The sequence below is a fragment of the Amycolatopsis sp. QT-25 genome, from assembly GCF_029369745.1.
Lineage (GTDB): Bacteria > Actinomycetota > Actinomycetes > Mycobacteriales > Pseudonocardiaceae > Amycolatopsis.
Window position 1 is genome coordinate 3,827,642 of record NZ_CP120210.1, and the last position, 24,527, is coordinate 3,852,168.

The 24,527-nt window shown below is 69.4% G+C and carries 20 protein-coding genes and 2 pseudogenes; 9 read left to right on the forward strand and 13 right to left on the reverse strand.

Translation table 11 applies throughout. The features are described 5' to 3' along the window. Positions 1-51: 51 nt before the first annotated feature. Positions 52-1,125 carry a GDSL-type esterase/lipase family protein gene (locus tag P3102_RS17835; RefSeq protein ID WP_276370718.1) on the reverse strand — a complete coding sequence of 358 codons (1,074 nt, stop codon included), beginning with the start codon at positions 1,123-1,125 and terminating at the stop codon, positions 52-54. A gap of 445 nt (positions 1,126-1,570) precedes the next feature. Beyond that, positions 1,571-3,841 (reverse strand): 5-histidylcysteine sulfoxide synthase, encoded by a 2,271-nt coding sequence (gene ovoA, locus P3102_RS17840; protein WP_276370720.1) that lies wholly within the window; start codon positions 3,839-3,841, stop codon positions 1,571-1,573. Between the two features lie 199 nt (positions 3,842-4,040). Between ovoA and P3102_RS17845 the strand changes: the two genes are divergently transcribed. Next, positions 4,041-5,318 carry an ATP-grasp domain-containing protein gene (locus tag P3102_RS17845; protein ID WP_276370721.1) on the forward strand — a complete coding sequence of 426 codons (1,278 nt, stop codon included), beginning with the start codon at positions 4,041-4,043 and terminating at the stop codon, positions 5,316-5,318. Then, a complete protein-coding gene (locus tag P3102_RS17850; protein WP_276370723.1) occupies positions 5,315-6,526 on the forward strand; it encodes an MFS transporter in 1,212 nt (403 codons plus the stop codon). The genes P3102_RS17845 and P3102_RS17850 overlap by 4 nt, the downstream gene beginning before the upstream one ends. Before the next feature lie 226 nt (positions 6,527-6,752). Here the strand turns inward: P3102_RS17850 and P3102_RS17855 are convergent, their stop codons facing one another. From P3102_RS17855 to P3102_RS17865, 3 genes are read right to left on the reverse strand one after another with little or no spacing between them, the layout of a single operon-like run. Beyond that, positions 6,753-8,048 carry a M20/M25/M40 family metallo-hydrolase gene (locus P3102_RS17855; protein ID WP_276370724.1) on the reverse strand — a complete coding sequence of 432 codons (1,296 nt, stop codon included), beginning with the start codon at positions 8,046-8,048 and terminating at the stop codon, positions 6,753-6,755. Continuing rightward, a complete protein-coding gene (locus tag P3102_RS17860) occupies positions 8,041-8,868 on the reverse strand; it encodes a M55 family metallopeptidase (RefSeq protein ID WP_276370726.1) in 828 nt (275 codons plus the stop codon). Before P3102_RS17860 ends, P3102_RS17855 begins: the two co-directional genes overlap by 8 nt. Positions 8,869-8,910: 42 nt before the next feature. Continuing rightward, positions 8,911-9,504 (reverse strand): hypothetical protein, encoded by a 594-nt coding sequence (locus P3102_RS17865; RefSeq protein WP_276370728.1) that lies wholly within the window; start codon positions 9,502-9,504, stop codon positions 8,911-8,913. A gap of 283 nt (positions 9,505-9,787) precedes the next feature. On the opposite strand from P3102_RS17865, the gene abc-f reads away from it, so the two are divergent. The 4 genes and pseudogenes from abc-f (at position 9,788) to P3102_RS17880 (ending at position 13,902) form a co-directional block, all read left to right on the forward strand. Further along, complete coding sequence (gene abc-f / locus P3102_RS17870) at positions 9,788-11,410, forward strand: ribosomal protection-like ABC-F family protein (protein ID WP_276370730.1); 1,623 nt, start codon at positions 9,788-9,790, stop codon at positions 11,408-11,410. 286 nt (positions 11,411-11,696) lie between these two features. Next, complete coding sequence (locus tag P3102_RS17875) at positions 11,697-12,626, forward strand: LLM class flavin-dependent oxidoreductase (protein ID WP_276370732.1); 930 nt, start codon at positions 11,697-11,699, stop codon at positions 12,624-12,626. A gap of 319 nt (positions 12,627-12,945) precedes the next feature. Further along, a pseudogene (locus P3102_RS37830) lies at positions 12,946-13,143 on the forward strand (cold shock domain-containing protein); the annotation flags it as partial. A gap of 30 nt (positions 13,144-13,173) precedes the next feature. Further along, positions 13,174-13,902: a cold shock domain-containing protein gene (locus P3102_RS17880; protein WP_346660195.1), complete on the forward strand. Its 729-nt coding sequence runs from the start codon at positions 13,174-13,176 to the stop codon at positions 13,900-13,902. 44 nt (positions 13,903-13,946) lie between these two features. Here P3102_RS17880 and P3102_RS17885 read toward each other — a convergent pair. Together P3102_RS17885 and P3102_RS17890 are read right to left on the reverse strand one after the other, a co-directional pair. Then, positions 13,947-14,621: pseudogene (locus P3102_RS17885) on the reverse strand (IS5 family transposase); the annotation flags it as partial. A gap of 272 nt (positions 14,622-14,893) precedes the next feature. Beyond that, a complete protein-coding gene (locus P3102_RS17890; protein ID WP_346660184.1) occupies positions 14,894-15,646 on the reverse strand; it encodes a PIG-L family deacetylase in 753 nt (250 codons plus the stop codon). A 177-nt stretch (positions 15,647-15,823) separates the two neighbouring features. On the opposite strand from P3102_RS17890, the gene P3102_RS17895 reads away from it, so the two are divergent. Next, positions 15,824-16,903, forward strand: coding sequence for a glycoside hydrolase family 5 protein (locus P3102_RS17895; protein ID WP_276370735.1), 1,080 nt, complete (start codon positions 15,824-15,826; stop codon positions 16,901-16,903). A gap of 71 nt (positions 16,904-16,974) precedes the next feature. Here P3102_RS17895 and sigJ read toward each other — a convergent pair whose 3' ends face one another. The 3 genes from sigJ to P3102_RS17910 all read right to left on the reverse strand — a co-directional run bounded on the left by sigJ (position 16,975) and on the right by P3102_RS17910 (position 20,145). After that, positions 16,975-17,862, reverse strand: coding sequence for an RNA polymerase sigma factor SigJ (sigJ, locus tag P3102_RS17900; protein WP_276370737.1), 888 nt, complete (start codon positions 17,860-17,862; stop codon positions 16,975-16,977). Between the two features lie 67 nt (positions 17,863-17,929). Beyond that, complete coding sequence (locus P3102_RS17905; protein ID WP_276370739.1) at positions 17,930-18,967, reverse strand: (4Fe-4S)-binding protein; 1,038 nt, start codon at positions 18,965-18,967, stop codon at positions 17,930-17,932. Further along, entirely contained in the window at positions 18,964-20,145 is a 1,182-nt protein-coding gene (locus tag P3102_RS17910; RefSeq protein WP_276370740.1) for a thiolase family protein, read from the reverse strand. Before P3102_RS17910 ends, P3102_RS17905 begins: the two co-directional genes overlap by 4 nt. A gap of 89 nt (positions 20,146-20,234) precedes the next feature. On the opposite strand from P3102_RS17910, the gene P3102_RS17915 reads away from it, so the two are divergent. Beyond that, a complete protein-coding gene (locus P3102_RS17915; RefSeq protein WP_276370742.1) occupies positions 20,235-20,690 on the forward strand; it encodes a helix-turn-helix domain-containing protein in 456 nt (151 codons plus the stop codon). 150 nt (positions 20,691-20,840) lie between these two features. On the opposite strand, the gene P3102_RS17920 is transcribed toward P3102_RS17915, so the two are convergent. The 3 genes from P3102_RS17920 to P3102_RS17930 are packed head-to-tail and all read right to left on the reverse strand — an operon-like array spanning position 20,841 to position 22,563. Further along, positions 20,841-20,987, reverse strand: a complete 147-nt coding sequence (locus tag P3102_RS17920; protein WP_276370744.1) for a hypothetical protein — start codon at positions 20,985-20,987, stop codon at positions 20,841-20,843. Further along, entirely contained in the window at positions 20,984-22,207 is a 1,224-nt protein-coding gene (locus P3102_RS17925; protein WP_276370745.1) for a hypothetical protein, read from the reverse strand. Before P3102_RS17925 ends, P3102_RS17920 begins: the two co-directional genes overlap by 4 nt. Beyond that, positions 22,204-22,563, reverse strand: a complete 360-nt coding sequence (locus P3102_RS17930; RefSeq protein WP_276370747.1) for a hypothetical protein — start codon at positions 22,561-22,563, stop codon at positions 22,204-22,206. Before P3102_RS17930 ends, P3102_RS17925 begins: the two co-directional genes overlap by 4 nt. 111 nt (positions 22,564-22,674) lie before the next feature. On the opposite strand from P3102_RS17930, the gene P3102_RS17935 reads away from it, so the two are divergent. After that, positions 22,675-24,465 (forward strand): hypothetical protein, encoded by a 1,791-nt coding sequence (locus P3102_RS17935; protein WP_276370749.1) that lies wholly within the window; start codon positions 22,675-22,677, stop codon positions 24,463-24,465. Positions 24,466-24,527: the final 62 nt, after the last annotated feature.

The following is a 24,527-nucleotide window of genomic DNA, read 5'->3' on the forward strand; positions in this document are numbered from 1 at the left end:
ATCACGTGTGTCGCGTGTCTGGTCACGTGTGTCCCGGCGCCGAGCACGCGGCTAACGGGCGATCACTTCGGGTGCGGCGTGCAGTTTGCCGTCGGGGCCCGAAAGGCACGACGCGTTGCCGCCGCGGGCGGCGAGGAACTCGGTGAGGCAGTTCGCGATCTGCGCGTGCCCGTTCGCGTTGGGATGGAACGACTCCTGCAACGCGTGGCTCGCCCGGTCCGCCTGGCCGAGGTCACGCAACTGCAGGGTCAGCCTGCTGAACCATTCGTTCGCCGGGTCACTGCTGCACGCCTCGTGGCCGGCGCCCGCCCGTGACAGGTCGAGGAATCGCGCGCTGGTCGCCCTCGAAGCCTGTTTGAGCCCTTCCGACAGGACAGGGACGCCCTGACGGCGCATCCACTCCAGATCCTCGGTGCGGAACGGACAGCCGTTGAGACTGCGCAGCGCCTCCGGGATCTGAGGGCCGACAGGCGAGGCGTACGACATCAGCACGAGCTGGTAGTCCGCCGGGACGTAACCGGCCTGTGCCAGCACCTTCTTGACGTCGGCGACGGCGTTGGTCACCTTCGGCACCATGGCGTCCACTTTGGACTGCCAGGTGGTGCGGAGAGCCGCGCTGCACGGCGGATTCTGCGGGGAGAACCAGGCCTTGAAGCATTCGTTGACCTGAGCGGAGAACTTCGGCTCGTCGTTCGCGCCGATCGCGATCACCACCGCGGCGACCCGGTGGTCCTTGATCGTGTTCGCCAGCTGCTGTGCCTGTGACGGTTCGGTCCACTGCTTGGCCTCGCCGAGGGCGATCTGCTCCGACGGCGCCCCCGAGCACGCGAGGTTCACCCGCGCGGTGACGCCGGGGATCTCGACCTGCTCGACGAAGGCGTTGGGGGAGCGGTGGCACCAGTTGCCGCCCTGCCCGTTGGTCGTGGGCGTGTAGGCGCCCGCGCCCTCACCGGAGACGGTGCTGTCGCCGATGGCGACGACCGTCAGCGGCCCCGTTCCCGGTGGGCCTTGGCGCGGGGACGGCTGCCCTGGGCGGCTTTCCGACCCGGTAAAGGCAATGAACCCGACGAGAACCACCACGAACGTGAGCGCGAGAGCACCCCACCACCACCGGAAACGTCGCATCGTCCTCGGATTCTACGGACACGTGGCCCGACAGGGTGATCATGGTGGTGTGACGGTCGCGATGTCCGGCCGGCCCGCCTCCGGCAGGTCCCTTCCGGCCGCCGACTCCGTCACCATGCCGAGCACGGCAGGGAGCGCGGGTTCGCCGTTTCCGGCGACGAGGCCACTTCGGTGAAGGCAGTGTCACTCCCCAGCGGCATGAACACAGACCGCTCCGGCACAGGCTGCGCGACGACCGGCCCGGCCTCGTGACCCCGATACCGGCGACCAGACCGAGCACGGTCGCGGCCGATGTTCTCGAAGGCAATGGTGTGCTCGCCTTGCGAACGCAAGGCGAACCTCGCGCTCGATCGCCCGCGCCGCGAGCGGCTGAGCACCGCCTTCACCGCCCTGGCCGCGGCGGACCACATCAGGTGGAAGTGCCTGATGCGGCCCGCCGCCCGGCTCAGCGTTTACGCCAGATGGAGACCTCCAGGTCGGTGATCTCGTACCGATGGCCGTCGGCCCGGGTCAAGCTCGGTTCCATGTTTTCCGACAGCGGCTCGAACGCCTCACCGAGGATGTTCGCGAGCTTGGTGGCCGACGCCCGCGGAAGTGCCACGAGCAGCAGTCCTCCGGCGCGAAGGAAATTCTCCGAGCCGACGAGCGGACGCAGGCAGCCCGCCGCGCCACCGAGCCGGTCGAAGGCGTCCGCCACTACCACGCCGTCGAACGTGCCGAGCGCGGCGGGCGGACGGCCGGATTCGGCGAGGGTGAACGAGACGCTGCCGTCCGGCGCGATCGACGGCCGCCGCGCGTGCAGTTCCCCGCGTCCCGGCACCCGGTAGCCGATGTCCCATCCCTCGGCCAGCCGATCCGCCGCCGCGACGAACATGGGCCGGTCGTCCAGGCCGACGACCTCGATCGGCCGCTCGGCCAGCGAGAACGCCAACCCACCCGCCGCGGTGGCGAGATCCGCGACGCGGCGCAGCTCGACTCCGGCTTCGGCCGCGGCCTCGGTGAACCTCCTCGCCAGCCGGTCCGGATACAGCGCGGTCGCGGCGAGTGGATGCCCGGACCGGCCGAAGGCCTGTTCGGCGGTGCCGTACTGACCGAGCAGCGCCCGGTCCAGTTCCGCCCGCGCGTCACCGTCCAGCGTGGATTCCGGTGCCACGACCAGCCGGATCCCCGCCTGCTGCAGGAAATGCGGCCGGTAGAAGTGCCGCGCCCAGATGCTGCCCAGCTCGCCGGTGCTGATGTACGCGCCACCGACGATCAGCTGATGCTGCCCGCCGAAACTGGGCACCGAGAAGTCCTCGTAGTACGGGTGCGGGGTGAAGCCCTCGAGCGGGTTGAAGGTGTCTTCACTCCAGGTCCACAGGTTGCCGGCGGCGTCGTGCAGGCCCTGCGACGTCGTCGGCGAATGGTCGACCGGGCCCTCCGAACCCCAGGCCAGACCGAGGTTGATGCCGGCGTCGCGCAGCTGCCCGCCGTCGAGGCGCATGACCACGTCGTCCTCGACGCCGGGACGCTCCGGCAGGTCGCGGAGCAGGAAGTACTCCGCTTCGGTCGGCAGCCGGTACTCCCGTCCGTCCTTTTCGGACCGCCAGGCGGCGAAGGCCTTGGCCTCGTGGTAGTTGACCACCACCGGCCAGTCCCACGGCATGTCGATCTCGTCGAACAGCGTGCGCAGCCGGAACGCGTGCAGCCCGGTGGGGCCGGTCGGCACCCAGAACCGCGGCCACTTGGTGTTGCGGAAGCGGCGCCACGCCTCGCCCTCGGCCGACCACAACTCCGGCCGCCGGTACCCGCCGTCGGCGACGAACTCGTGGAACTCGCCGTTGCTCACCAGGCAGCGGGCAGCTTCGAAGTCCGGCAGTTCCTGACGGCGGGAGCCGTACGCGCTGTCCCAGCCGTACGACGGGAAGGACAGCGGCTTGCCCAGCTGTGCCGTTCGCCCTGGCACGGTGACGGTGCCGTTGGCGGGCACGGAACCGGCTTCGGGCTTGCCGGACCCGGTGGTGCGGCGCAGCGGCGACGGCGCAGGCCACGCGGTGGGCCGTTCGACCAAGCGCGCACGCATTTCGCGGATCAGGACCGAACTGGTCTCCAGGTGGATGCGATCGTGCTCGATGGACAGCAACAGCGCCCAGGCCTGGTCGTCCATCGTCACCGGCCGCCCGAGGTCGGGGGCGAACGGGGTGGTCTCGATGATGCCGACCACCGTCCGGTACACCTCGGCCCGGTAGTCCTTCACCTCCGAAACCGACGGCCACACCATGTCGTTCTTCGACATGTCGTCCCACGAGTTCTCGTCGACACCCATTTCCAGGACGTGCTCGAGATAGGCGTCGATCGGCGCGTCCAGCAGCCCGGCGACCCGCAGCTTGTTGACGTACAGCGAGGTCGTGTGGCCGTAGTAGAAGATCATCGGGTGCCGCAGGTTGTGATCCGGCGGGCGGTAGAACGCCTCGGCGCCGTTCAACCCGGCGAACAGCACCTCGTGCAAGGTCCAGGCGTTGTCGAAGTAGTCCAGCACCTCTTCGCGGCTGCATACGGACAGGTCGGGCAACGGCAGTGCGCTGATCTCGCCGGACTCGGCGACACCTGGGCAGCGGCCGGGCTCGGGGCGGATCCCGGTGTACCACCACTGTGGATCACGGGCCCCGGTCAAGCGTTCGTCGGCGTGCTTTACCGCATTTCTCTCCCAAGGTTCCATGGTGACCGTCGGCGTCATCTGACCTCACTTCGGATCGGGCACGGGGGGCGGGTGCCGAAACCGTCGCATCTCCGAAAAGGTCATTTCCTCTCCTGTCGTGCTTCGAATCGCTCTCCGGAAGAAGTCCGGCTCGGGATCGCAATCGGGAAGATGTCCGTTGATCACGGCGGATGAGACCGTCGCTGTTCCGACTCGCACCGGTTGAGGGGGGAAAGGCTTGTCGACGAAGCCCTGTGTCGTGCTCGTGGACACCTACGAAACGGCCGATCACGGGTTGCCGCAGACCGCCCGGCACATCGCGCCGACGTTCCTGGCGCTGGGCGCGGAATGTGTGCGCGTGCAGAGCGCGCCCGACGCGCCCGGGCAGTACCGCAAGTCCTCGCCGACCATGAGCAACTATCGCGAGAACATCGTCCACGACGGCGATCTCGCGAAAACGCTGGACGCGCTGGCCGCGCACGAGCCGGTCGCGGTCGTGGCCGGTGGCGAGTACGCGGTCGCCTTCACCGACGAACTCAGCGAAGCGCTGGGCGTGCCGTCGAACGGCACCGCGCTTTCCCTCGCCAGACGGGACAAATCCGTCATGGGCGAGGCCGTCGCCGCGGCGGGGCTGCCCGTCGCCCGGCAGTTGCTGACCGCGGACGAGGCCGAACTCGCCGCATGGCACCGGGAGGTGGGTGGGCGGATCGTCGTCAAGCCGAACCGCAGCGCCGGTGGCGACGGGGTGTCCTTTTGCGACACCCCGGAGCGGTCGGCCGAGGCGCTGCGCACGATCACCGGCCGCCAGAACGTGTTCTCCGAGGACAACGACTTCGTCATCGCTCAGGAGTACCTCGCCGGCAGCGAGTACATGGTCAACACGGTGAGCATGGACGGCCTGCACCAGGTGTGCGACATCTGGAAGAGCTCGCGGTTCGCCGTCAACGGGGTGTCGGATCTGCTCGGTGCCTGCCAGCTCGTGCCGAGGCGCGGGCCGGGCCACGACGAACTGGTGAACTACGCGTTCGCGGTACTCGACGCGCTGGGCATCCGGCACGGCGCGGCGCACGTCGAAATCAAGCGGACACCACGAGGCCCACGGCTGATCGAGGTCGGTTCGCGGCTCTCGGGTGGCGACCTGCCGCATCTGGCCCGGCTCGCGATCGGCGAATCCCAGCTGGACTGGATGGCCGACGCGGTGCTGCGGCCGGAGCGGTTCCGCGAGCGGTGGGGTGAGGACTACCGGATCCGGCGGCACTACGCCTGGTCCGCGTTGCTCTCGCCGGTCGAAGGCACGCTCCGCCGGTACACGGTGCTCGACGAGATCGAACGGCTGGAGAGCTTCCACGAGATGTTCGTGCTGACCCGGCCGGGTCAGCCGTTGCGCCGCACCATCGACGACACGACGTTCCCGGTGGTCGTCACGTTCATGCACGAGATCGAGGAGTACGTCCTGCGCGACCTCGGCACGCTGCGCTACCTCGACGGTGTCGCCTGCTACGAGCTCGAACCATGACGGCGCCGGGGTTTTTCCGGACGCGGCTCGGCGGGCTGCCCAAATCGTTCTGGGTGCTGTGGACGGGCACGCTCGTCAACCGGCTCGGCACGATGGTCCTGCCGTTCCTGGCGCTGTACCTGACCGGTGAGCGCGGCCTTTCGGTGGCGACGGCGGGAACCGTACTGGCGCTGCTCGGCATCGGCCAGGTGTTCTCGCAGCTGATCGGCGGGCTGCTGGCCGACCGCATCGGCAGACGGGCGACGTTGACCGGCGGCATGCTCGCCACGGGCGCGATCATGGTGGTACTGGGGTACGTCGAGCGCCTCGAACTGATCGCGGTCGCCGCGCTGCTGCTCGGGCTGGCACTCGACGTGTTTCGCCCGGCCACCCAGTCGATCGTGGCGGATCTGGTGCCCGGCGCCGATCGAACGCGGGCGTTCGGGCTGTTGCTGTGGGCGATCAACCTCGGCTTCTCGATCGCGATGGTGCTGGGCGGCACGATGGCCCGCGCCGGCTTCACGACGCTGTTCTGGGTGGACGCGGCGACGTGCGTGCTGTTCGGCCTGCTGGTCTGGCGAGCGGTCCCGGAGACCCGCGGCGGTGGCCGATCGCGGGAGCCGGGTGGCTTCACCGTCGTCCTGCGCGACCGGGTCATGGCGGGATTGATGCTCATCTCGCTGGTGGTCGCGTTCGTGTTTCTGCAGAGCCTGGCCACGTTGCCGCTGGCGATGCGAGAAGACGGCCTCTCGCCCGCGGGGTACGGCCTGGTGATGGCGGTCAACGGCATCGTCATCGTGGTCGTGCAGCCACTCGTGGGCCACCGGCTGGGCCGTGGGGACCCTTCGCGGGTGCTCACGTTCGGAATCCTGCTGACGGGGTTGGGTTTCGGCGCCACGGCCTTCGCGTCGACGACACCGGCCTACGCCGCGTGCGCCGTGGTGTGGACCCTCGGCGAGATCGTGATCCAGTCGGTGGGTGTCGCGATCGTGGCCGAACTCGCCCCACCGCAGCTGCGCGGCCGGTACAACGGCGCCTACGGTACGGCGGCGGGCCTCGCCGCGTTCGTCGCCCCGCTCGGCGGCACCCAGCTGCTCGTACTGGGCGCGCCCGTGTTGTGGACGGTCTGCTTCGGCCTGTGCCTGGCCGCGGCCGTGGGACAGTGGCTGCTCGGCAACGCGGTCCGGCACCGGATGGACGCCACGCCCGTTCCCGTGGCGGTCGGCTGACTCGGCTCATCCGTCCAGTTGGATTCGAGGATCGTCGCGCCGGGCCCGGTAGCCTCGTCGAGGGCCACGGTCCGCTAGCGGCTTTCATGATTTCGGATGAATGGCCTTGTGGCACCGAAGCCGCTCTTGGGATGTGTCCAGGGGGCGAACTCGCGTGATGGGAGAGCGATCTCGCGTGCTTGGAGGCGGAACTCGCGTGATGGGAGAGCGAACTCGCCGGGCCGGGTCAGCAGTTCGTCAGGAAGTGCCGCAGCACCCGCGTGCCGAACCGAAGCCCCTCCACCGGGACCCGCTCGTCCACCCCGTGCGCCATCGCCCGGTACGGGAAACCTTCCGGGAGCCACAGCGGCGCGAAGCCGTAGCAGTCGATCCCGAGCGGGCTGAACGCCTTCGCGTCCGTTCCGCCGCCCATGCAGTAGGGGACCACCACGGCTTCCGGGTCTTCCGAGCGCAAAGCACCTGCCATCGCCTCGAACCACGGCGAATCCACCGGTGCCTGGACCGGCGGCTGGTGCGCGACGAACTCGCGGGTGACACCCTCGCCGAGCATCGCGTCGATCTCGGCGAGCAATTCCGGTTCGGCGCCGGGAAGGACGCGGACATCCACCTGAGCCTCGGCCGACGTCGGGATCACGTTCACCTTGTAACCGGCGTCGAGCATGGTGGGTGTCGTGCTGTTGCGGACGGTCGGCACCACCAGCGCCCCGGCGGGCCCGAGCCGCGCGATCGTCCCGTCCACATCGGACAGATCGACCGGGACGCCGAGCGCTTCCCCGGTGCGTTCCAGGAACGCCCGCACCGTCGGGGTCAGCTGGACCGGCCAGCGATGCGCGGCGATCCTGCCGAGCGCGGTGATCAGCCGGGTGACCGCGTTCTCGTCGTTGGGGCGCGATCCGTGGCCCGCGCGGCCCCTGGCGGTCAGCCGCAGATGCGCGGTGCCGCGTTCGGCCGTCGCCACCGGGTAGAGCCGCACGGTCCGGCCGTCGGCGGCGGGAACGTGGTAGGTGTACGCGCCCGATTCGCTGATCGCGGCCGCGCAGCCGTCGAACAGGTCCCGATGCGCCGCGGCGAGCCAGTGCGCGCCGTACTCGCCCTTGTCCTCCTCGTCGGCCACGAACGCCAGGACGAGGTCACGCCGCGGGCGGGCGCCGGTGGCGAGGGCGGCGAGCACCATCGCGCAGAAGTCCTTCATGTCGACGGCACCGCGGCCCCAGAGGAACCCGTCGCGGACCTCGCCCGAGAACGGGTCCACCGACCAGTCGGCCGCGTCGGCCGGGACGACGTCGAGATGTCCCTGCACGAGGAGTGCCGGCAGGCTCGAATCGGTGCCGGGAACCCGGGCGATCACGTTCGCGCGCCGGGGCGCGGACTCGATGATCCTCGCGTCGATCCCGAGCCCGGACAGCAGCGACGCCACGTACTCGGCGGCTTCGCGCTCGCCCGCGGAGTCCCCGTCGCCCCGGTTCGTGGTGTCGAACCGGATCAGGCGCGAGCAAACTTCCACGACATCCAGGTCAGCCATAGATGCCCTGCACCGCCCCGGCCGCGATCGCCGTGACGATCTTGAACGCCTTCATCGCTTCGGTCATGTCCGGCGCGTCGAAGCCGACCCGCCGGACGCCGAGCTGTTCCACCGTGGGGATCACCGCCACCGCCTGCGCCAGATGGCTCGCGTCGAACTCGACCTCGATCCGGTGCGGGGTGGTGAACCGCTCGACCCGGCCCGCCCGGTTCATCCCGTCCGCCGCGGCCGAGGACAGCAGTTCGGCGGTCCTCGCGGGCGGAAGGCAGATCGCGGCGTAGCGGCTGACGCACTCCTTCACCGTGACCAGGCGGGCCTCCGGCGCGTAGTCCTGGGCGTCGTCACAAGCCTTGTCGTCACCGGACACGACGAGTACCGGGACGCCGTACTCGGCGGCCATCGCGGCGTTGAGCCTGCCTTCGCTGGCGGGGACGTCGTCGAGCCACACGCCGGTGATCTGATTCTCCAGGTACGTGTGGGACAGCACGCCGTCGAAACCGGCGCCGGCGTGGTAGCCGAGGAAGACGACACCCTCCACACCGGTGTCGATGCCTTGCATCATCGAGAGCGGTTTGTGCCTGCCGGTGAGCATGCGTGCCCGGCCGTCGAGGTCTTCGAGCAGAAGATTCCGCTGGGAGGAATGCGCCTCGTTGACCAAAACGTCGGTCGCGCCGGCGTCGAAGAGGCCCGCGATGGTGGCGTTGACGTCGCCGGTGAACAGGCGCCGGAATCGCTGCCACTGCTCGGTGCCGGGGATGACGTCCTCGGTCCAGGTGACGCCGGTGGCGCCCTCCATGTCCGCCGAGATCATGATGCGCATGCGGGGCACCCTAGTCGAGGCTCTTCGCCCTCGCCGTCGGGATCAGGGCCAGGAGCCGGAACGCGGATGGACCGCCCAGGCGCGTTCCCAGGCCGCCATCCGGTGCCGGTCGAGCACCAGCCGGACGACCCGGTGAAACAGGACCAGCGAGGCGACCACGGCGAACCAGAGCCAGAGGCCGACGAGCACGGAATCGAACACCGCCGTCGACGCGGTCCGCGGTGCGGTGGTGAGCTCACCGCGGGCGGCGATCCAGATCGGCACGGGAGATCCGGCGGGGCTGCCCGGTGTCGCGAGGACACCACCGGTGTGCCGTGCGCCGCGCGAATCGGTCCAAGTCGCCTCGGTGGTCGCGTTGTCGGTCCCGACGCTCTCGCTGTCGACGATACGAACGGGTGCGGCCTTCGAGAGAAACGCCGTGGCGGCCTGACGGCCGACCGCGTCGGTGGCGGCCGCGGCGACCTGCCTGGCGTGATTGGCCGAGCCGGCGGCGGCGACCGGGACGGTGAGCAGCGCCGCGAGGAGGAAAAGCTTGAGAAGAAAAGCTTCGAAGCGGTCGGAGGCACGGGCGAGCGAGTTGTGACCGGGAAGGAGCCGTCGCCGGAACCGGGCGATCGGATCACTGGACCCGTGCACGAGGAACCCCATTCCCTCAGACCGCGAAACCCGCGGCTTCGATTCTCGGTCAGCGGGGCGCCGCTGTCGCGGTATGGGGACACAAACCACTCCGTGAACCCGTACACGACCTTTAATTCGTTTTGCCCGCCCGCGAGTCCCGGCTACCGTCTTCGCCATGGGGATTTTCTTCAACCTGTGATTCTCGTCTTCGACGCGGCCCTGGCGTAGAGCCTTCGCTCCGCCGGGCCGCGTCCTTCCGCACGCGCTCTTCTTCCTTTCGAGAATCCAGGAGGACGCCCCTATGCGTACCCCGTGTCGACATCCCGGAACACAACTCGTGCTCTCCGGTGTCACCAGGCGTTTCGACGACCATGTCGTGCTCGATCAGATCTCCTTCAGCGTCAAACCGGGGGAGAAGGCGGGCGTCATCGGCGACAACGGTTCGGGCAAGTCCACGCTGCTGAGACTGATCGCCGGCCGCGACCGGGCGGACAACGGCACGGTGACCGTCACCGCGCCCGGAGGGATCGGCTATCTCCCGCAGACCTTGGAACTGCCCGATACCGCCACGGTCGGCGACGCGATCGATTCCGCTCTGGCCGACATCCGGGAACTCGAAGCGCGGCTGCGGGCGGCGGAGACGTCGCTCGAGACCGCCGAAGACCTCGTTCACTACGGAGACCTGATCACCGCTTACGAAGCCCGCGGCGGTTACGAAGCCGACGCCAGGGTGGAGGTCGCCCTGCACGGGCTCGGGCAGCCGGGCCTCGATCGCGGCCGCGCGCTGGGCAGCCTGTCGGGCGGGCAGCGGTCCCGGCTGGCGCTCGCGGCCACCCTGGCCGCGTCACCCGAACTGCTGTTGCTGGACGAGCCGACCAACGATCTCGACGACGAAGCCGTCGCCTGGCTGGAGAACCACCTCCGCGGGCATCGCGGCAGGATCGTCGCGATCACCCACGACCGGACATTCCTCAGCCGGGTCACCACCACGATCCTCGAAGTCGACGCCGATCGCCGGACCGTGCACCGGCACGGCAACGGTTACGCGGGTTATCTCGCGGCGAAGGAGGCCGCGCGTGCCCGGTGGGTCCGGGAGTATGAAGAGTGGCGGCTGGAAAAGGCTCGCTACGAACGGCTGGCGGACGTCAACATCGACCGGTTCTCGGCGATTCCGCGCAAGGCCCCGGCGGCCTTCAGCGGGGCCGGCGCGTTCCGGGCCCGCTCCCGGGCGCACGGGGCGATGAGCCGGATCCGGTCGGCCCGCGAGCGGATCCAGCGGCTCGACGCCGACGCGGTGCAGCCTCCGCCGCAGCCACTCCGGTTCAGCGCGCGGATCGCCACGGGTGAGGCGGAAGCCGATCGGTACGTGGTGAAGGTGGACGACGTGTCGGTCGACGGCCGTCTGCCGCGGACGTCGCTCAGCGTGCTGCCCGGCGAACGGATCCTCGTGACCGGACCCAACGGCGTGGGAAAGACGACGCTGATGCGGGTGCTCGCCGGGGAACTGGCACCGTCGACGGGATCCGCGGAGCGTGCGGGCAGGATCGGGTTCCTGCACCAGAACGGCGGGCTCGCCGGTGACGCCCGAACCGTTCTGGCGGTCTTCGCCGGGGACGGTGACGAGGACGAGGCGGCCGAGAGGTTGCTGTCGCTGGGCTTGTTCCGGGCTCCTGATCTGCGCAAGCCGGTGAGTGACCTGTCCGTCGGGCAGCGGCGCAGGCTGGAACTGGCCAGGCTGGTGACGGCCAGGACCGACCTGCTGCTGCTCGACGAGCCGACCAACCACCTCGCCCCGGCTCTCGTGGAAGAGATGGAACAGGCGCTCGCGGAGTACTCCGGCGCGCTCGTGGTCGTCACGCACGACCGGCGGCTGCGGCGGACCTTCGAGGGTAGGCGGCTCGAACTGGTCACTTCGGCGGCATGAGCGGTTCGTCCACTTCGGCCGGATCGAGACAGCTGTTCGGCCCGGCCGATTCGGTCTCGTCCCACCGGCTCGGCGTGCGCCCATTCGGCACCGAAGCGACCGGTGGTGACGCCTGCTCGGCCACGAGACGGAGGTCGTCGGCGTGGTGACCCGAGGACAGCCGTCATCCTGCGATGTGGACGCGTGCACGGTCGAAAGTGTCGCGCATAGTGAGACGGCGGCCACCGAGGACAACACCCGGCGTAACCTTCTCCGATGCTCCGGCCACTTCGTCGATCGTTCACCGGTGTCCGCCACCTTCCGGACGCCACTGCGGGTGAACGGCGTGAACAAGAGGCCTTCCGGGGGCTTCGACGACGACGTTGGGGAGATGATCGACTTGACCGGCAGCACGGTCCGACATGCCGTCTATCTGCCGCCTTTCGGCCCGTTCGGTGAACCTGGGGTGCTCGTCGACCTCGCCGTGCGCGCGGAGGCGGCGGGCTGGGACGGGTTCTTCCTGTGGGACCACTTGGTCGCGGACACCATGCCGATCGCCGACCCGTGGACGACTCTCGGCGCGATCGCGCACGCGACCAGCCGTCTGCTGTTCGGTCCGATGATCACGCCGCCCGCCCGGCGGCGCCCGTGGGTGGTCGCGCGGCACGCGTCGACGGTCAGCCGGCTCTCCGGCGGTCGGCTGATCCTCGGCGCCGGGCTCGGTTCGGACGAATCCGGTGACTTCAGCCGGTTCGGTGAGCAGACCGACCTCCTGACCCGATCGGCGATGTTCGACGAAGGCCTCGACGTCATCCGCGCGATCTGGTCCGGCAACCGGTTCGACCACGACGGCGCGCACTACCAGGTCGCCCTCGCCGAGGCCCCGCCCGAGCCGTTCCGGATCCCGATCTGGGTGGCCAGCTCCACCGACAACCCGCGCGTCGTCCGGCGGGCGGCGACGTGCGACGGGATCTTCCCGAACCCGGAAGACCACACGCCGACCGCCGAAGAGATCACGGAGACCTACCGTGCGCTCGGTCTCGCCGGGCTGGAGCCGGGGCGCCCCTTCGACGTCGCGGTCGCCGGGAACGCGAGCCCGGCGTGGGAGGAACCGATCAAGGTCGATCTGCCCGCGCTCGGGCGAGCCGGGATGACCTGGTGGATGGAGTCGCTGATGCATCTCGACCCGCTCGAACTTTCACAGAAGATCGTGGACGCCGGTCCGCCTCGGTGGTGAGCGGCAGCTCGGCTTCGTGAGTGGGTGGCAAGGACGGTTCTTGAGGCAAGGTTTTGTGTTGCGAGCCCTGCCGCACCGGTTGTCCTTGTGTGCCCGATTTCGGAGCTTTGCCTGGGGGTCGCAAGTGGCGATTCGGGTTATTGAGGGGTAAGGCAATCTTGGCGTACTGAGACCTGGTCTCAAAACTCGGCGTGTCGCTAGGTGAACCAACGGCCCGCCCCTGGCTCCGCACCGCCCGCCTGTGGGCCCGGCCCGACGGACCGGAGGTCTGTCAGGGAGACTGGGGGCCAGTGCCCGCCCTCTCGACCTGGAGCCTTTTATGCCGCAAGGGACCGTCCGTTGGTTCGACGCCGAACGGGGTTTCGGCTTCCTCGCGCCCGAGGACGGCTCGCCGGACGTGTTCGTGCACGCCTCCGAGATCGTCGGGGACGGCGGCGCGAAAGTGCTCCGCGAGGGTCAGGCCGTCGTGTTCGAGGTCGGCGAGAACGACCGCGGGCCCCAGGCGCTGCGTGTTCGCGTCACCGCCGATGCGGCCACCGGCAGCGCCGTGGGCCTGCTCGGCACCGTCAACTGGTACGAGCCGGGCAAGGGGTACGGCTTCGCGTCGCCGGACGGCGGCGGCGCCGACATCTTCGTGCACAGCTCCGCCATCGTGACCGGCGGCGTGGTCACCGAGGGGCAGCGGGTGGCCTTCCTGATCGTCGAAGGCGAGCGCGGCCCGCAGGCCGGGTACGTGATCCCGCTGGGAGCAGGGGCCGGCTCACCCGCTGCGGCTGGTATCGCCGACGGTGCCGACGGTGCCGACGGCACGGTGGCCTGGTACGACGAGGACAAGGGCTTCGGCTTCATCAACCCCGACTCGGGCGCCGGGGACGTCTTCGTTCACGCCCGGGCCCTGGCCGAGGGGCTGACGTGGCTCGCGGAGGGCGACCGCGTCGCCTACGAGGTGGCTGGTGGAGACAAGGGCCCGCAGGCCCGCGACGTGCACCTGGTCCGGGGCACCGAGCCCCAGACGGCGCCGCGGCGGTCGGCACCTGCCGCGGCCGCGGGGCCGGCGGCGCGGGACGTGCCCGTACGAGGCGGCGAGGGCGTCGTCGCGCGCTACGACGGCGACCGCGGCTTCGGCTTCATCACCCCGGACGCAGGCGGCGACGATCTCTTCGCCCACGTGTCCGTGATCATGGGGTCGGAGCCGCTGCAGAAGGGTGACCGGGTCCGGTACGCGGTGCGTCAGAGCGACCGGGGCCCGCAGGCCGACCGCATCGAACGCCTCTGACGAGGCGGCCCCACCGACGGCTGATCACTTCCCGACGAGAGTGCGCGGACCCGGCCGAGGCGGGACTTGCCCTCAATCCCGCGCCGGGCGATACGGACCTTGATACCGCGGCGGGTCAGGTAGCGGCGGTAGTCGTAGCCCTTGCCGGCGCGCAGCTTGTCCGGTCGGCATCCTGGCCGGCCCGCCCGGCCGTGGTGGCCGCGCACGGTCGGGTTCGTGTCCAGCAGCGGCTCGAACAGCATGCTGTCGTGGGTGTTTGCCGCCGACAACATGATGTGCAGCGGTAGCCCGTTCGCGTCGCACGGAACGTGGTACTTGGAGCCGGCTTTACCCCGGTCAGTGGGGCTGCGGCCGGTCAGCTCGCCCCCCTTTTCGACCGCACCGACACCGCGTCGATGCAGCCTCTGGTCCAGTCGAGCTCGTCGATGTTCGACAGCTCGTCGAGCACGAGCTGGTGCAGCCGGTCCCACACGCCGGCGTCCTGCCACTCACGTGACCGCCGCCACGCGGTGTGCCCGGACCCGCATCCGAGCTGCTCGGGTAGGTCTTCGCCAGCGGCAGCCGGTGTCGAGCACGAACAAGATCCCCTCCAGCGCGGCACGGTCATCGATCCGGGGCCGCCCACCCGGACCGCGCGGCGCTGGTCGGGACGGGATCAGGGGTTCGATCAGCTCCCAGAGCCGGTCTTCGACCCGCCGCTGCTGCGTCGTCTTCGCCACGACTGCCCACGGTCGACGACCAGGACCGGCAGGTTACGCAGTGACACACCCTTAAGTTGTGAGGCCAGGTCTGAAGTCGGAGGCACACGCGAAATCGCTGAAGGGGCCTGGCGTGGCTTCATCAGTCCACAAAGGACATCACGACCCCTGTGCCCGCTATGCCGCCGACGTGGTTCTCTCGCACGGTCCGCCCCGGGCGCACCGGCGCAGCCGTTCTGTGGCCCGGCTCGCCAGGACCAGGCCACAGAACCGCCGCGTATCGCGCCAGCCGGTCAGGGCCGTGGGTCGCGCGGTGTCGCGTCGATGTACCACTCGCGGTTGAACGCGAGGCCGAAGAGCGGTGCCGGAAGCCGGGTGATGACGCGCATCAGCGGCGCGAGCCTGCCGGTTCCCTTCACCTGGGTGGAATGCGCGGCGATCGCGGCCTGCTTCTGGCGCGCGAAACGCCGGACGTCGAAGGTGTGGGTGATCTCGGACTTCGCGCTGTAGGCGCGGAGAAGCATGTCGATGTCGTAGCGGAACGGTATCCGGAACAGGCGCACGATCCGCACCAGGCGCGCGACGGCGTCGCGGGGGATCGTGGCCTCCATCAGCCGGACGTCACCGGCGAGTCCCGCCGCGCGCTTGCCGACCTCGTGCACCTTGACGTGGTCTCGGTGGCCGTAGCCGCCGTTCCGGTCGTAGCTCAGCAGTACGGACGCTTTCTCCTCGCGCAGGATCGCCACGAGCCGGGCGGCCGCTTCGTCGGTACTCGCGCGGACGAAGCGCACCCACCCCGGAGGATCGGAACAGAGGATCGCGCCGTGGCCGCTGCCGGCATATCCGAGGTGTACGACTCGCGCGACACCCAGCACCGTCGCGCTCGCCTCCAGTTCGGCCCGGCGCGAAGGTTCCGGGCCTTTCATGCCGATGGCGGCGACCACGAGCACGACTCGGTGCCCGTCCGCGGCGGCGCGGGCGAGGGTGCCGCCGGTCAGCAGGGCTTCGTCGTCCGGGTGGGCGTGGAAGGCCACGATGGTCGTCACGCTCCGAGGATGCCCGAGGTCGCCGAAACCGTGGGTGGTCAGGTCTTGACCGTCCGTCGATCCCGTGGGTAATCTCTCCTTTACTTTCCGATAGTAAGGAAAGTTTCCTATTTAATTCCGCCGCCCTGACCGTCGGCGCGCCGACGCCGGTGCCGTCGACGCGAGAGGAGAAGCCGAATGCGTTGGGACAAGATCCGTCTCCGGGTGACGGCCGCACTGGCCGCCGGACTGCTGGCCCCGGTCGCGGCCGCGAGCACCTCGATGGCGACCGAGACCGGCACCGCCCCCGCAACGCAGGCAGCCGTCGCGCTGCCGCCGGGCAGCCCGGCGGCCGTCAACGGACAGCTGAAGGTCTGCGGCCTCCAGCTCTGCAACTCCGCCGGCAAGCCGATCCAGCTCCGTGGCATGAGCACCCACGGGATCCAGTGGTACAGCCAGTGTGTGAAGACCGCTTCACTCGACGCGCTGGCCAACGACTGGAAGGCCGACGTCCTCCGGATCTCGATGTACATCCAGGAAGGCGGCTACGAGACCAACCCGCGCAAGTTCACCGACATGGTGCACTCCTACATCGAGGAAGCCACCAAACGCGGGATGTACGCCCTGGTCGACTGGCACCAGCTCACCCCCGGCGATCCGAACGCGAACCTGAGCCGCGCCAAGACGTTCTTCACCGAAGTCGCCCAGCGGCACAAGGACAAGACCAACATCATCTACGACATCGCCAACGAGCCCAACAACGTCAGCTGGGACCGCGTGCGCAGCTACGCGGAACAGATGATCCCGGTCATCCGCGCCCAGGACGCCGACGGCGTCGTGCTCGTGGGCACCCACGGCTGGGGTTCGCTCGGCGTCTCCGACGGCCGCAACGAGACCGACATCGTCGACAACCCGGTGCGCGCCACCAACTTCATGTACACGTTCCACTTCTACGCGGCGTCGCACAAAACGGAGTACTTCACCGCGCTGAGCCGGGCCGCGAGCAAGCTCCCGCTGTTCGTGACCGAGTTCGGCACCCAGACCGCGAGCGGTGACGGCGGCAACGACTTCACCAACTCGCAGAAGTACCTGGACTTCCTGGCGTCGAAGAAGATCAGCTGGACCAACTGGAACTTCTCCGACGACAGCCGTTCGGGCGCGGTGTTCAAGCCGGGCACCTGTTCGGGCAGCTCGTTCACCGGCACGGCTCCGCTGAAGCCCGCCGGGGTCTGGATCCGGGACCGCGTCCGCACCGCGGACGACTTCCCGACCTCCTGAGCCCGGCAGCGCGCACGTCGGGAAGGGTTCGTGCAGGACACGGAATCCCTGAACGAACCCTTCCCGACAGTTCAGCCGAGCGGTTCGAAGTCGAGCGCGGCGAGGCGGTCCGGGTCGGCGAGGATGTCGATCGCCGCGATCTTCCCGTCCACCACGGTGAAGGCGAAGACCGTCGTCGGGACGCCGTCCGAGGTGGCGACCATTCCGGCCGCGCCGTTGACCAGGGCGGGTCGCGGTACCCCGCCGGTGCCCGCCGACCGGAACACGAGCGCCCGGCCCGCGACCGCGGCCGCGCCGCGTACGAAGCGCGTGGTGCCCGCCGGGGCCGCGCCGCCCTCGGCACGGAGGATGACATCCGGGTCCAGTACCGAAACCAGCGCGTCGAAGTCGCCGTCCCGCGCGGCCGCGAAAAACGCGTCGACGACTGCCCGCTGACGGCTCAGGTCCGCGTCCGGGGTCGTCGGCGAGCCCTGCAGGCGACGCCGCGCGCGGCTGGCGAGCTGCCGGGTCGCCGCGGAGGACCGGCCCACGATCGGCGCGATCTCGTCGAACGGCAAGGCGAACATGTCGTGCAGCACGAACGCGAGCCGTTCGGCGGGGTCCAGGGTGTCGAGAACGACCAGGAGCGCCAAGCCGACCGAGTCCGCCAGCAGGGCCTGGTGTTCCGGGTCGATCCCGTCCTCGCGACCGATGATCGGGTCGGGGAGCTGCGCGCCGAACGGATCCTCCCGGCGCGATTTGCGTGAGCGCAGCATGTCGAGGCAGATCCGGCCGACGACGGTGGTCAGCCAGCCGCCGAGGTTGTCCACGTCACCGGACTCCGACCGGCTCAGCCGCAGCCAGGCCTCTTGCACCGCGTCGTCCGCTTCGCTGAGCGAACCGAGCATCCGGTACGCCACCGCCCTCAGCCGCGTCCGGTGCCCTTCGAAGCGTCGCGCCAGCCAGTCGTGTTCGTCCACGGTTCCCATCCTTCATCGCTCGGTCGCAACCCTGACGGATGGGGACCCGGCGATGTGACAGCGAGGCTCAGGGCCGTTTCGGGTAGCCGCCATCGACCTTCTTCACCGGCTTGTGGGGGAACCGGCGCTCGGCGTAGGCCTGCGCCGCCGAACCCTCTCGTACGTACAGCGGCTCCACCTTGTCCTGCAACGGTTTCACCACGGTGCCGAGGAAACCGCGGCGGTCGTCGAGGTACGGTCCGAGCACGTCTTCGCCCGCCGGGCAGACGGCCATGCAATAGGCGGCCTTGTAATTCGGCTTGAACGCGAGGCTTTGCCACATCGACACGTTCTCCGCGTCGGTCACCCTGGACCGGAAGTCGGCGGCGTCCTCGCTGTCGGCCACGGTCTGCGCCCAGTCGGTGAAGCCGCTCATGAACTCGCGATAGTTGTGCGTCGAACAAGCGAGGAAGTCGAACTCGCCGGTCTTCGAGATCGCCCCGATCGGGCAAGCCGCCACGCACAGCTTGCACTCCAGGCAGGGGTTGTACTCGAGGGGTTCGCCGTGGCCGGACACCTCGGCGTCGACGAGCAGTGTCGCGAGGAGCACGAAGTTGCCGAATTTCGGGTGGATCACGTTGCGGTGCAGTCCCATGGCGCCGAGTCCGGCCGCGACGGCGACGGTCTTGTGCGCGACCACCCAGATCCGACCGGGATAGTGCTCCATCTCCATGGGGAACGTCGCCGACGGGTTGATCGCGCGGTACCCGGCGTCCTGCAGCGTCCGGACGATCGTGTGCCCGGCTTCGTTGATGATCTCGCCGCTGCGGTGGAACTCCTGGTTGGCGACACTGCGGGCGGGGGAGCGGACGTCGTCCCGGTTCATCCGCACCACGAGCGAGACCAGGGTCTTGGTACCGGGAAGTGCGCGCAGGACGTGTTCACGTTCGCCCGCCAGCTCCGGATGGCCGAGCGGGACGGCCGCCGCGTCGTCGGCACCGGCGGCGAGACAGATCTCCTTGAGCCAGCCGGCGTCGATCACCGGTGACGGCTTGTCCCGCGGTTGGGCGAGCACCGCCCGCACGGACGGATGGCTCGCCAGTTTCTCGGGAAGCCGATCGCTCACAGCGCCTCCAGGATGGTCGCGTTGGCCTGGCCGCCGCCTTCGCACATCGCCTGCAGGCCGTAGCGGGCGCCGTGATGGTGCAGCGCGTTGACCAGCGTGCCCATCAGCCGGGTCCCGCTCGCGCCGAGCGGATGGCCCAGCGCGATCGCGCCGCCGTGCACGTTGACCTTGGCCGGGTCGGCGCCGGTCTCCTGCTGCCACGCCAGCACGACACTGGCGAACGCCTCGTTGATCTCGAACAGGCCGATGTCTTCCAGGCGCAGACCGGCGCGCCGCAGCACTTTCTCCGTCGCCGGGATGACGCCGGAGAGCATGAGCAGCGGGTCGGAGCCGGTGACGGCGAAACTGTGCAGGCGGGCACGCGGACGCAAGCCCAGTCTGACGGCGGTCTCGCTGGAGGTGATGAGCACGGCGGAGGCGCCGTCGTTGATCGGGCTGCTGTTGCCCGCGGTCACCGACCAGTCGATCTGCGGAAATCTCTCCGAGATCGTTTGCTCCTGGAACGCCGGGCGCAGCTTGGCCAGCGTTGCGAGGTCGGTGGCCGGCCGGACGGACTCGTCGGTGGAGACCCGGCCCGACGGGGTCTCGATCGGCACGATCTGGCTCGCGAACCGGCCGAGCGCGTGCGCCCGCGCCGCCTTTCGGTGCGAGGACACCGCGAACTCGTCCATCGCGGCGCGGCTGAGCGACCATTTGGCGGCGATGAGTTCGGCGCTGATCCCTTGGGATACCAGGCCTTCCGGATAACGCGCGGCGACGCCGGGGCCGAGGGGATCGGTACCGGGCAGCACGTTCGACCACATCGGGACGCGGCTCATGGACTCGACACCGCAGGCGATGACGACGTCGTACGCGCCGGCCATCACGCCCTGCGCGGCGAAGTGCACGGCCTGCTGGCTGCTCCCGCACTGCCGGTCGACGGTGGTCGCGGGCACGGTCTCCGGCAGCCCGGCCGCGAGTGCGGCCCACCGTGTGACGTTCTGGGCTTGTTCGCCGACCTGGTCGACGGCGCCCCCGATGACGTCGTCGATCAGCGCCGGATCGAGTCCGTTGCGTTCGACGAGCGTGCGCACCGTATGGGCGAGCAACTGGACGGGATGGACCTCGTGCAGGGCGCCCCCGGGCTTGCCCCTGCCGATCGGGGTACGGACGGCGTCGACGATGACCGCGTCGTGCACGGCTGCCTCCAGTGGTGAGTTGGAATCTCCAACTCACTGTCGCATCGGGTGGGTTGGAAATCAAGACTCACTGGGTTTACGCTGGTCGTATGACCGAAGGGCCGAGGGACTGCTCGATCGCCAACGCGATGGAGGTGATCGGGGAGCGCTGGAGCCTGCTCGCGCTGCGCGAGGTGTTCTTCGGGGCACGGCGGTTCGACCAGATCGTCCGCAACACCGGGGCGAGCCGGGACATCCTGACCGCGCGGCTGCGCAAGCTCGTCGAGGCGGGAATCCTCGAAAAACGGCTCTACGAGGAGCATCCACCGCGCTACGAGTACGTGCTCACCGAGGCGGGGCACGCGCTCGACCACGTGCTGCTGAACCTCATGGCGTGGGGCGACCGGTACGTCACGGACGGGCCGCCGCCGACCGTGTGGCGCCATTCGTGCGGCGAGGTCCTCGCACCGGAGACCGTCTGCGCGCACTGCCAGGAACCGGTGCGGGAGAAGGACATGACGCTGGTGCGGAGCAGTAGGCGTACCCGTTCCTCCGGCAGTCCGTGAAGGCCTCCTTGAGGGACCCAGAGTCCCTCAAGGAGGCCTTCACGGAACTTCGCCGTGCTCGCGAGCTTCGTGGCCGCCGACCACGATGGCCGTACCCGCGGGGAGGTCACCGAGTCGGCGGGGATGGTGCTTCTCGGCGGCGTGAGCAGGCTAGTCGTCGTCTTCTTCGGGCGTCGTCGGGACCTGTTTGCGCGCGACGTGGACGAGCAGCCCGATGATCACCACGGGGCCGACGAAGATGAGGATCTCGTCCCAGCCGCCCTGGTGCATCATCATCACCCGCGCCGCGACGGTCATGAGCCGGAAACCAGTGCGATCCCGAGCGCGGTGTAGCCGATCATCAGCGCCAGCATGGGGTACTGCCCCACCTTGACGTAGTTCGCGCGCAGCACACCGACGGAACGGTCATGCGCCGAGGTCACGGCCAGCACGTGTCCCACGACGATGCCGGCGATCTGCACCAGCGCGATCACGCCGGTCGAGACGACCGTGTAGTCGATCGCGCGGCCGAAGCCCTGCTGTCCGGAGAACACGGCGAACGAGAAGTAATGCGCGACCGTGTAGCCGACCATGATCGGGACCAGCGACGGCGCGAACGCGGGATAGGGGTCGAAACCTCGTCGCAGATACGGCCTGGTCAGGCTGATCGCGCCCGCGTACGCGCCGTAGGTGAGCGCGATGCAGGCCGCGAGCCCGCCGGTGCCACCGAGCACGCCGGCGTCCAGCGACGTCCAGAACGGGAGCCGGGTCAGGCCGTCGAACGCCGTCGAACCGAGCACCACCAGGATCAGCGCGGTCAGCCACGGCGCGGGGGCGATGGTGAGCAGGCCGTCCAGCGGATTCCGGACCACGAGCCGCCCGTCACCGCGTCTGCCGAACGGGGACAAGGCCGCGATCAGGCGCGCGTAGACCTCGAAAGCGTCACCCCGGTCGAACCAGCGCGGACCATGCACCACGCCGAAAGCAATATGTATAACGGCATATACGGTGCAGAAGAAAGCGATCGCTCGTGGCGAATCCGAATGCGGGAACACCAGTTCCAGCCAGAGAAACGCCAGGAGACCGACGATCGCGGGCAGATAGCCCAGCCGGTCCGGGAGTTCGCGACGCCGCGCGGGGATGAGCGACGCGATCGTCCTCAGTGGATTCAGTCGCCGCCAGACCGGGCCGAACAGGAGCGAAAGCGGGACCAAGCCCACCCAGAACCAGACGTAGAACCACGCTGGAGCCGGATTGTCGGCCGAGCTGCCCGGCCCGGCCCACGCCATCGCGAGGAAGCCCGCGAACAGCGCCACGCCGGCCACGCGCGACACGACCCGCGAGAACGTGCTGTCGACGAACCGCTGCAGGGAGAGCGGAAGTGCGCGGCCGGCGTCGGCGCCGCGGAGCCTCGGCTCCTTCCAGAGCACGGTGAGCGCGAAGAAGGAGACGACGACGGCCCCCGCTCCCGCGTAGAGCGCGAGCCACAGTGGCACCGGCAGATCGGAGCGGCCACCGAGACCGTGTGCCAGGATCATCCGCTCACCCGCAGCTTGGTCACCGCCGCGCCGCTCTTGTGCAGTTCCACCTCGAAGATTCCGTCGACGTTCGCGGTGAAGGCGACCGTTCCCGGCACCCCGGGGGCCAACTGGGCGGCCTTGTCGTAGCCGTGGACGTGCAGTTCGTCCGCCTGGTCGGAGGTGACCTCGAGCGCGACGTTCTCGCCGGTGCGTATCGCGACCTCCGCCGGGCCCGCCGTGCGCTTGCCCTCGGTGATCGAGAACTGCACGGTCCGGGCACCCGTGCCCGGCGCCGGTTCGGGCGATCCCGAACAGCCGGTCACGGCCAGCAGTGCGGCCACGGTGATCCCGCAGATTCCGCCGTTCCTCCGCATCGAGGTCCCTCCAAGTCGTACGCCCCGGCTTGCCTGGCCGGAGCCATGCCTCTATCGTGTTACCCCAAGGTAACAGTTACTTAGGTTAGCAGGAAGGCGAGCACGGTGTTCATGGCTCAGGAGAGCCCGCCCGCCGGCGGCGCACAATTCGGGCAGATCGTCATCGCGGGCCTGATGTTCACCGCGGTCTTCCTGCCCTTGGCCCTTTTCGTGCTCCGCGAGCGTGCGGGGAAGCGGACCGTCATCGGCCGTGTCGCCGACTGGATGGGTGACTTCAGCGGTCTGCCGCGTTGGGCGGCACTGCCGATGTTCGTCGCGTTCCTTTCCGGGATGTCGGCGCTGATCGGTGTCTATTGGGACGTGCCGATCCACATGGAGCTCGGCCGCGACGAAGGTCCGCTCGCGAACCCGTCGCACTTCCCGATCTACTTCGGACTGATGGGCATCTTCGCCAGCGGCGTGCTCAGCGCGACCCTGGCGACGAAGAACCTGCCCAAGCGCACGTTCAAGATCGGTCCGCATTGGCGGGCACCGATGGGATCCATCCAGATGATGGCGACCGGACTGGTCGGTATCGCGGGATTCCCGCTCGACGACGTCTGGCACCGGTTGTTCGGCCAGGACGTCACCGAATGGGGGCCGACGCATGTCCTGATGATCGGCGGCGGTGTCTGCGTGGTCCTGGGGCTGCAATTGCTGCTCGGCGAAGCCCGGCAGGTCGGTGCGACCGGGCCGGTCGTGCGCCTGCTCGGCCCGGTGCTCGCCGGTGCCTGGATGATGGGCGCTTCGGCGTTCCTCATGGAGTTCGACCTCGGTGTGCCGCAGTTCCCGATGCTGTCGCAGGTCGTGCTCGTCGGCCTGATCGGCGCCTGGACGCTGACCTACGGACGGCTGTCGTGGGGTCCTGGCGGCGCACTGATCGTCGTCGCGGTCTTTCTCGCCTCCCGTGCTTCGTTCACCGTCATCCCGCTGTTCGCCGATCTGCACGTGGCCTCGTTGCTGCCGTACGTCGCCGAAGCGGTGATCATCGAGGTCGTCGCACTGGCGATGCGGAGCCGTCAGGGCTACCCCTTCGCCGTCGTCGCCGGTCTGCTCGTGGGAACGGCCGGGATGCTCGCCGAGGCGGCGTTCACCCGATGGCTGATGCCGAACCCGTGGCCGGTCTCCCATCTGCCATTGTTCGTCCTGTTCGGCACCGGCGCCGCCCTGGCGGGCGCGTTCATCGGTGTCTGGCAGTACCAACGGGTGGAGGAGACGGCGACACAGGTGCCCGCGACGGGCCCTCGGCACACGGTCGGACTCGTCGGCGCGCTGGGCGCGGTCGCCCTGATGTCGGCCGTCGCCGTCCCGCAGGATCCGGCTGCCGGATTCACCGCCGACGTCAGGCTGACCGAGGCCGCGGCCGGGCTGCCGATCTCGAACCCGCACGGAGGTGGCCTGCCCCGATGGGTCGACGCGACCGTCACGATCTCCCGTCCCGAGCTCGCCGACGACGCCGTGTGGCTGAACGGTTTCGCCTGGCAGGGTGGCGACTTCTTCACCGCGCCCCTGGAGAAGATCGGCGACGGGGTGTACCGCACGGTCCAGCCGCTGCCGGTGTTCGGGCAGTGGAAGACCGGGATCCGCGTGCATGTCCCGAATCGGGTGATGGGGCTCGCCCCGATCTACGCGCCCGCCGACCCGGCCGCGAACGCCCCGGCGATCGACGCGGCGTCCGGAACCCGCCCGTTCATGTCCGAGATCGAGTTCCTGCAACGGGAACGGAAGTCGGAGACGCCCGCCGTCCTGTGGACGGTCGCGTACGTGACCGTGGGGCTGATCTTCGCCGGCATGTGGGCGCTGTTCGCGTGGCTCTACGCGGCCGCGGCCACCGCGCGGCGGCGTGAGGTCTCCGTGGGCTGACCCCCTCCCGCGATTCGTCACCTACTTGCGATGGTTGCGCCTGCCCGACCGCAAGTAGGTGA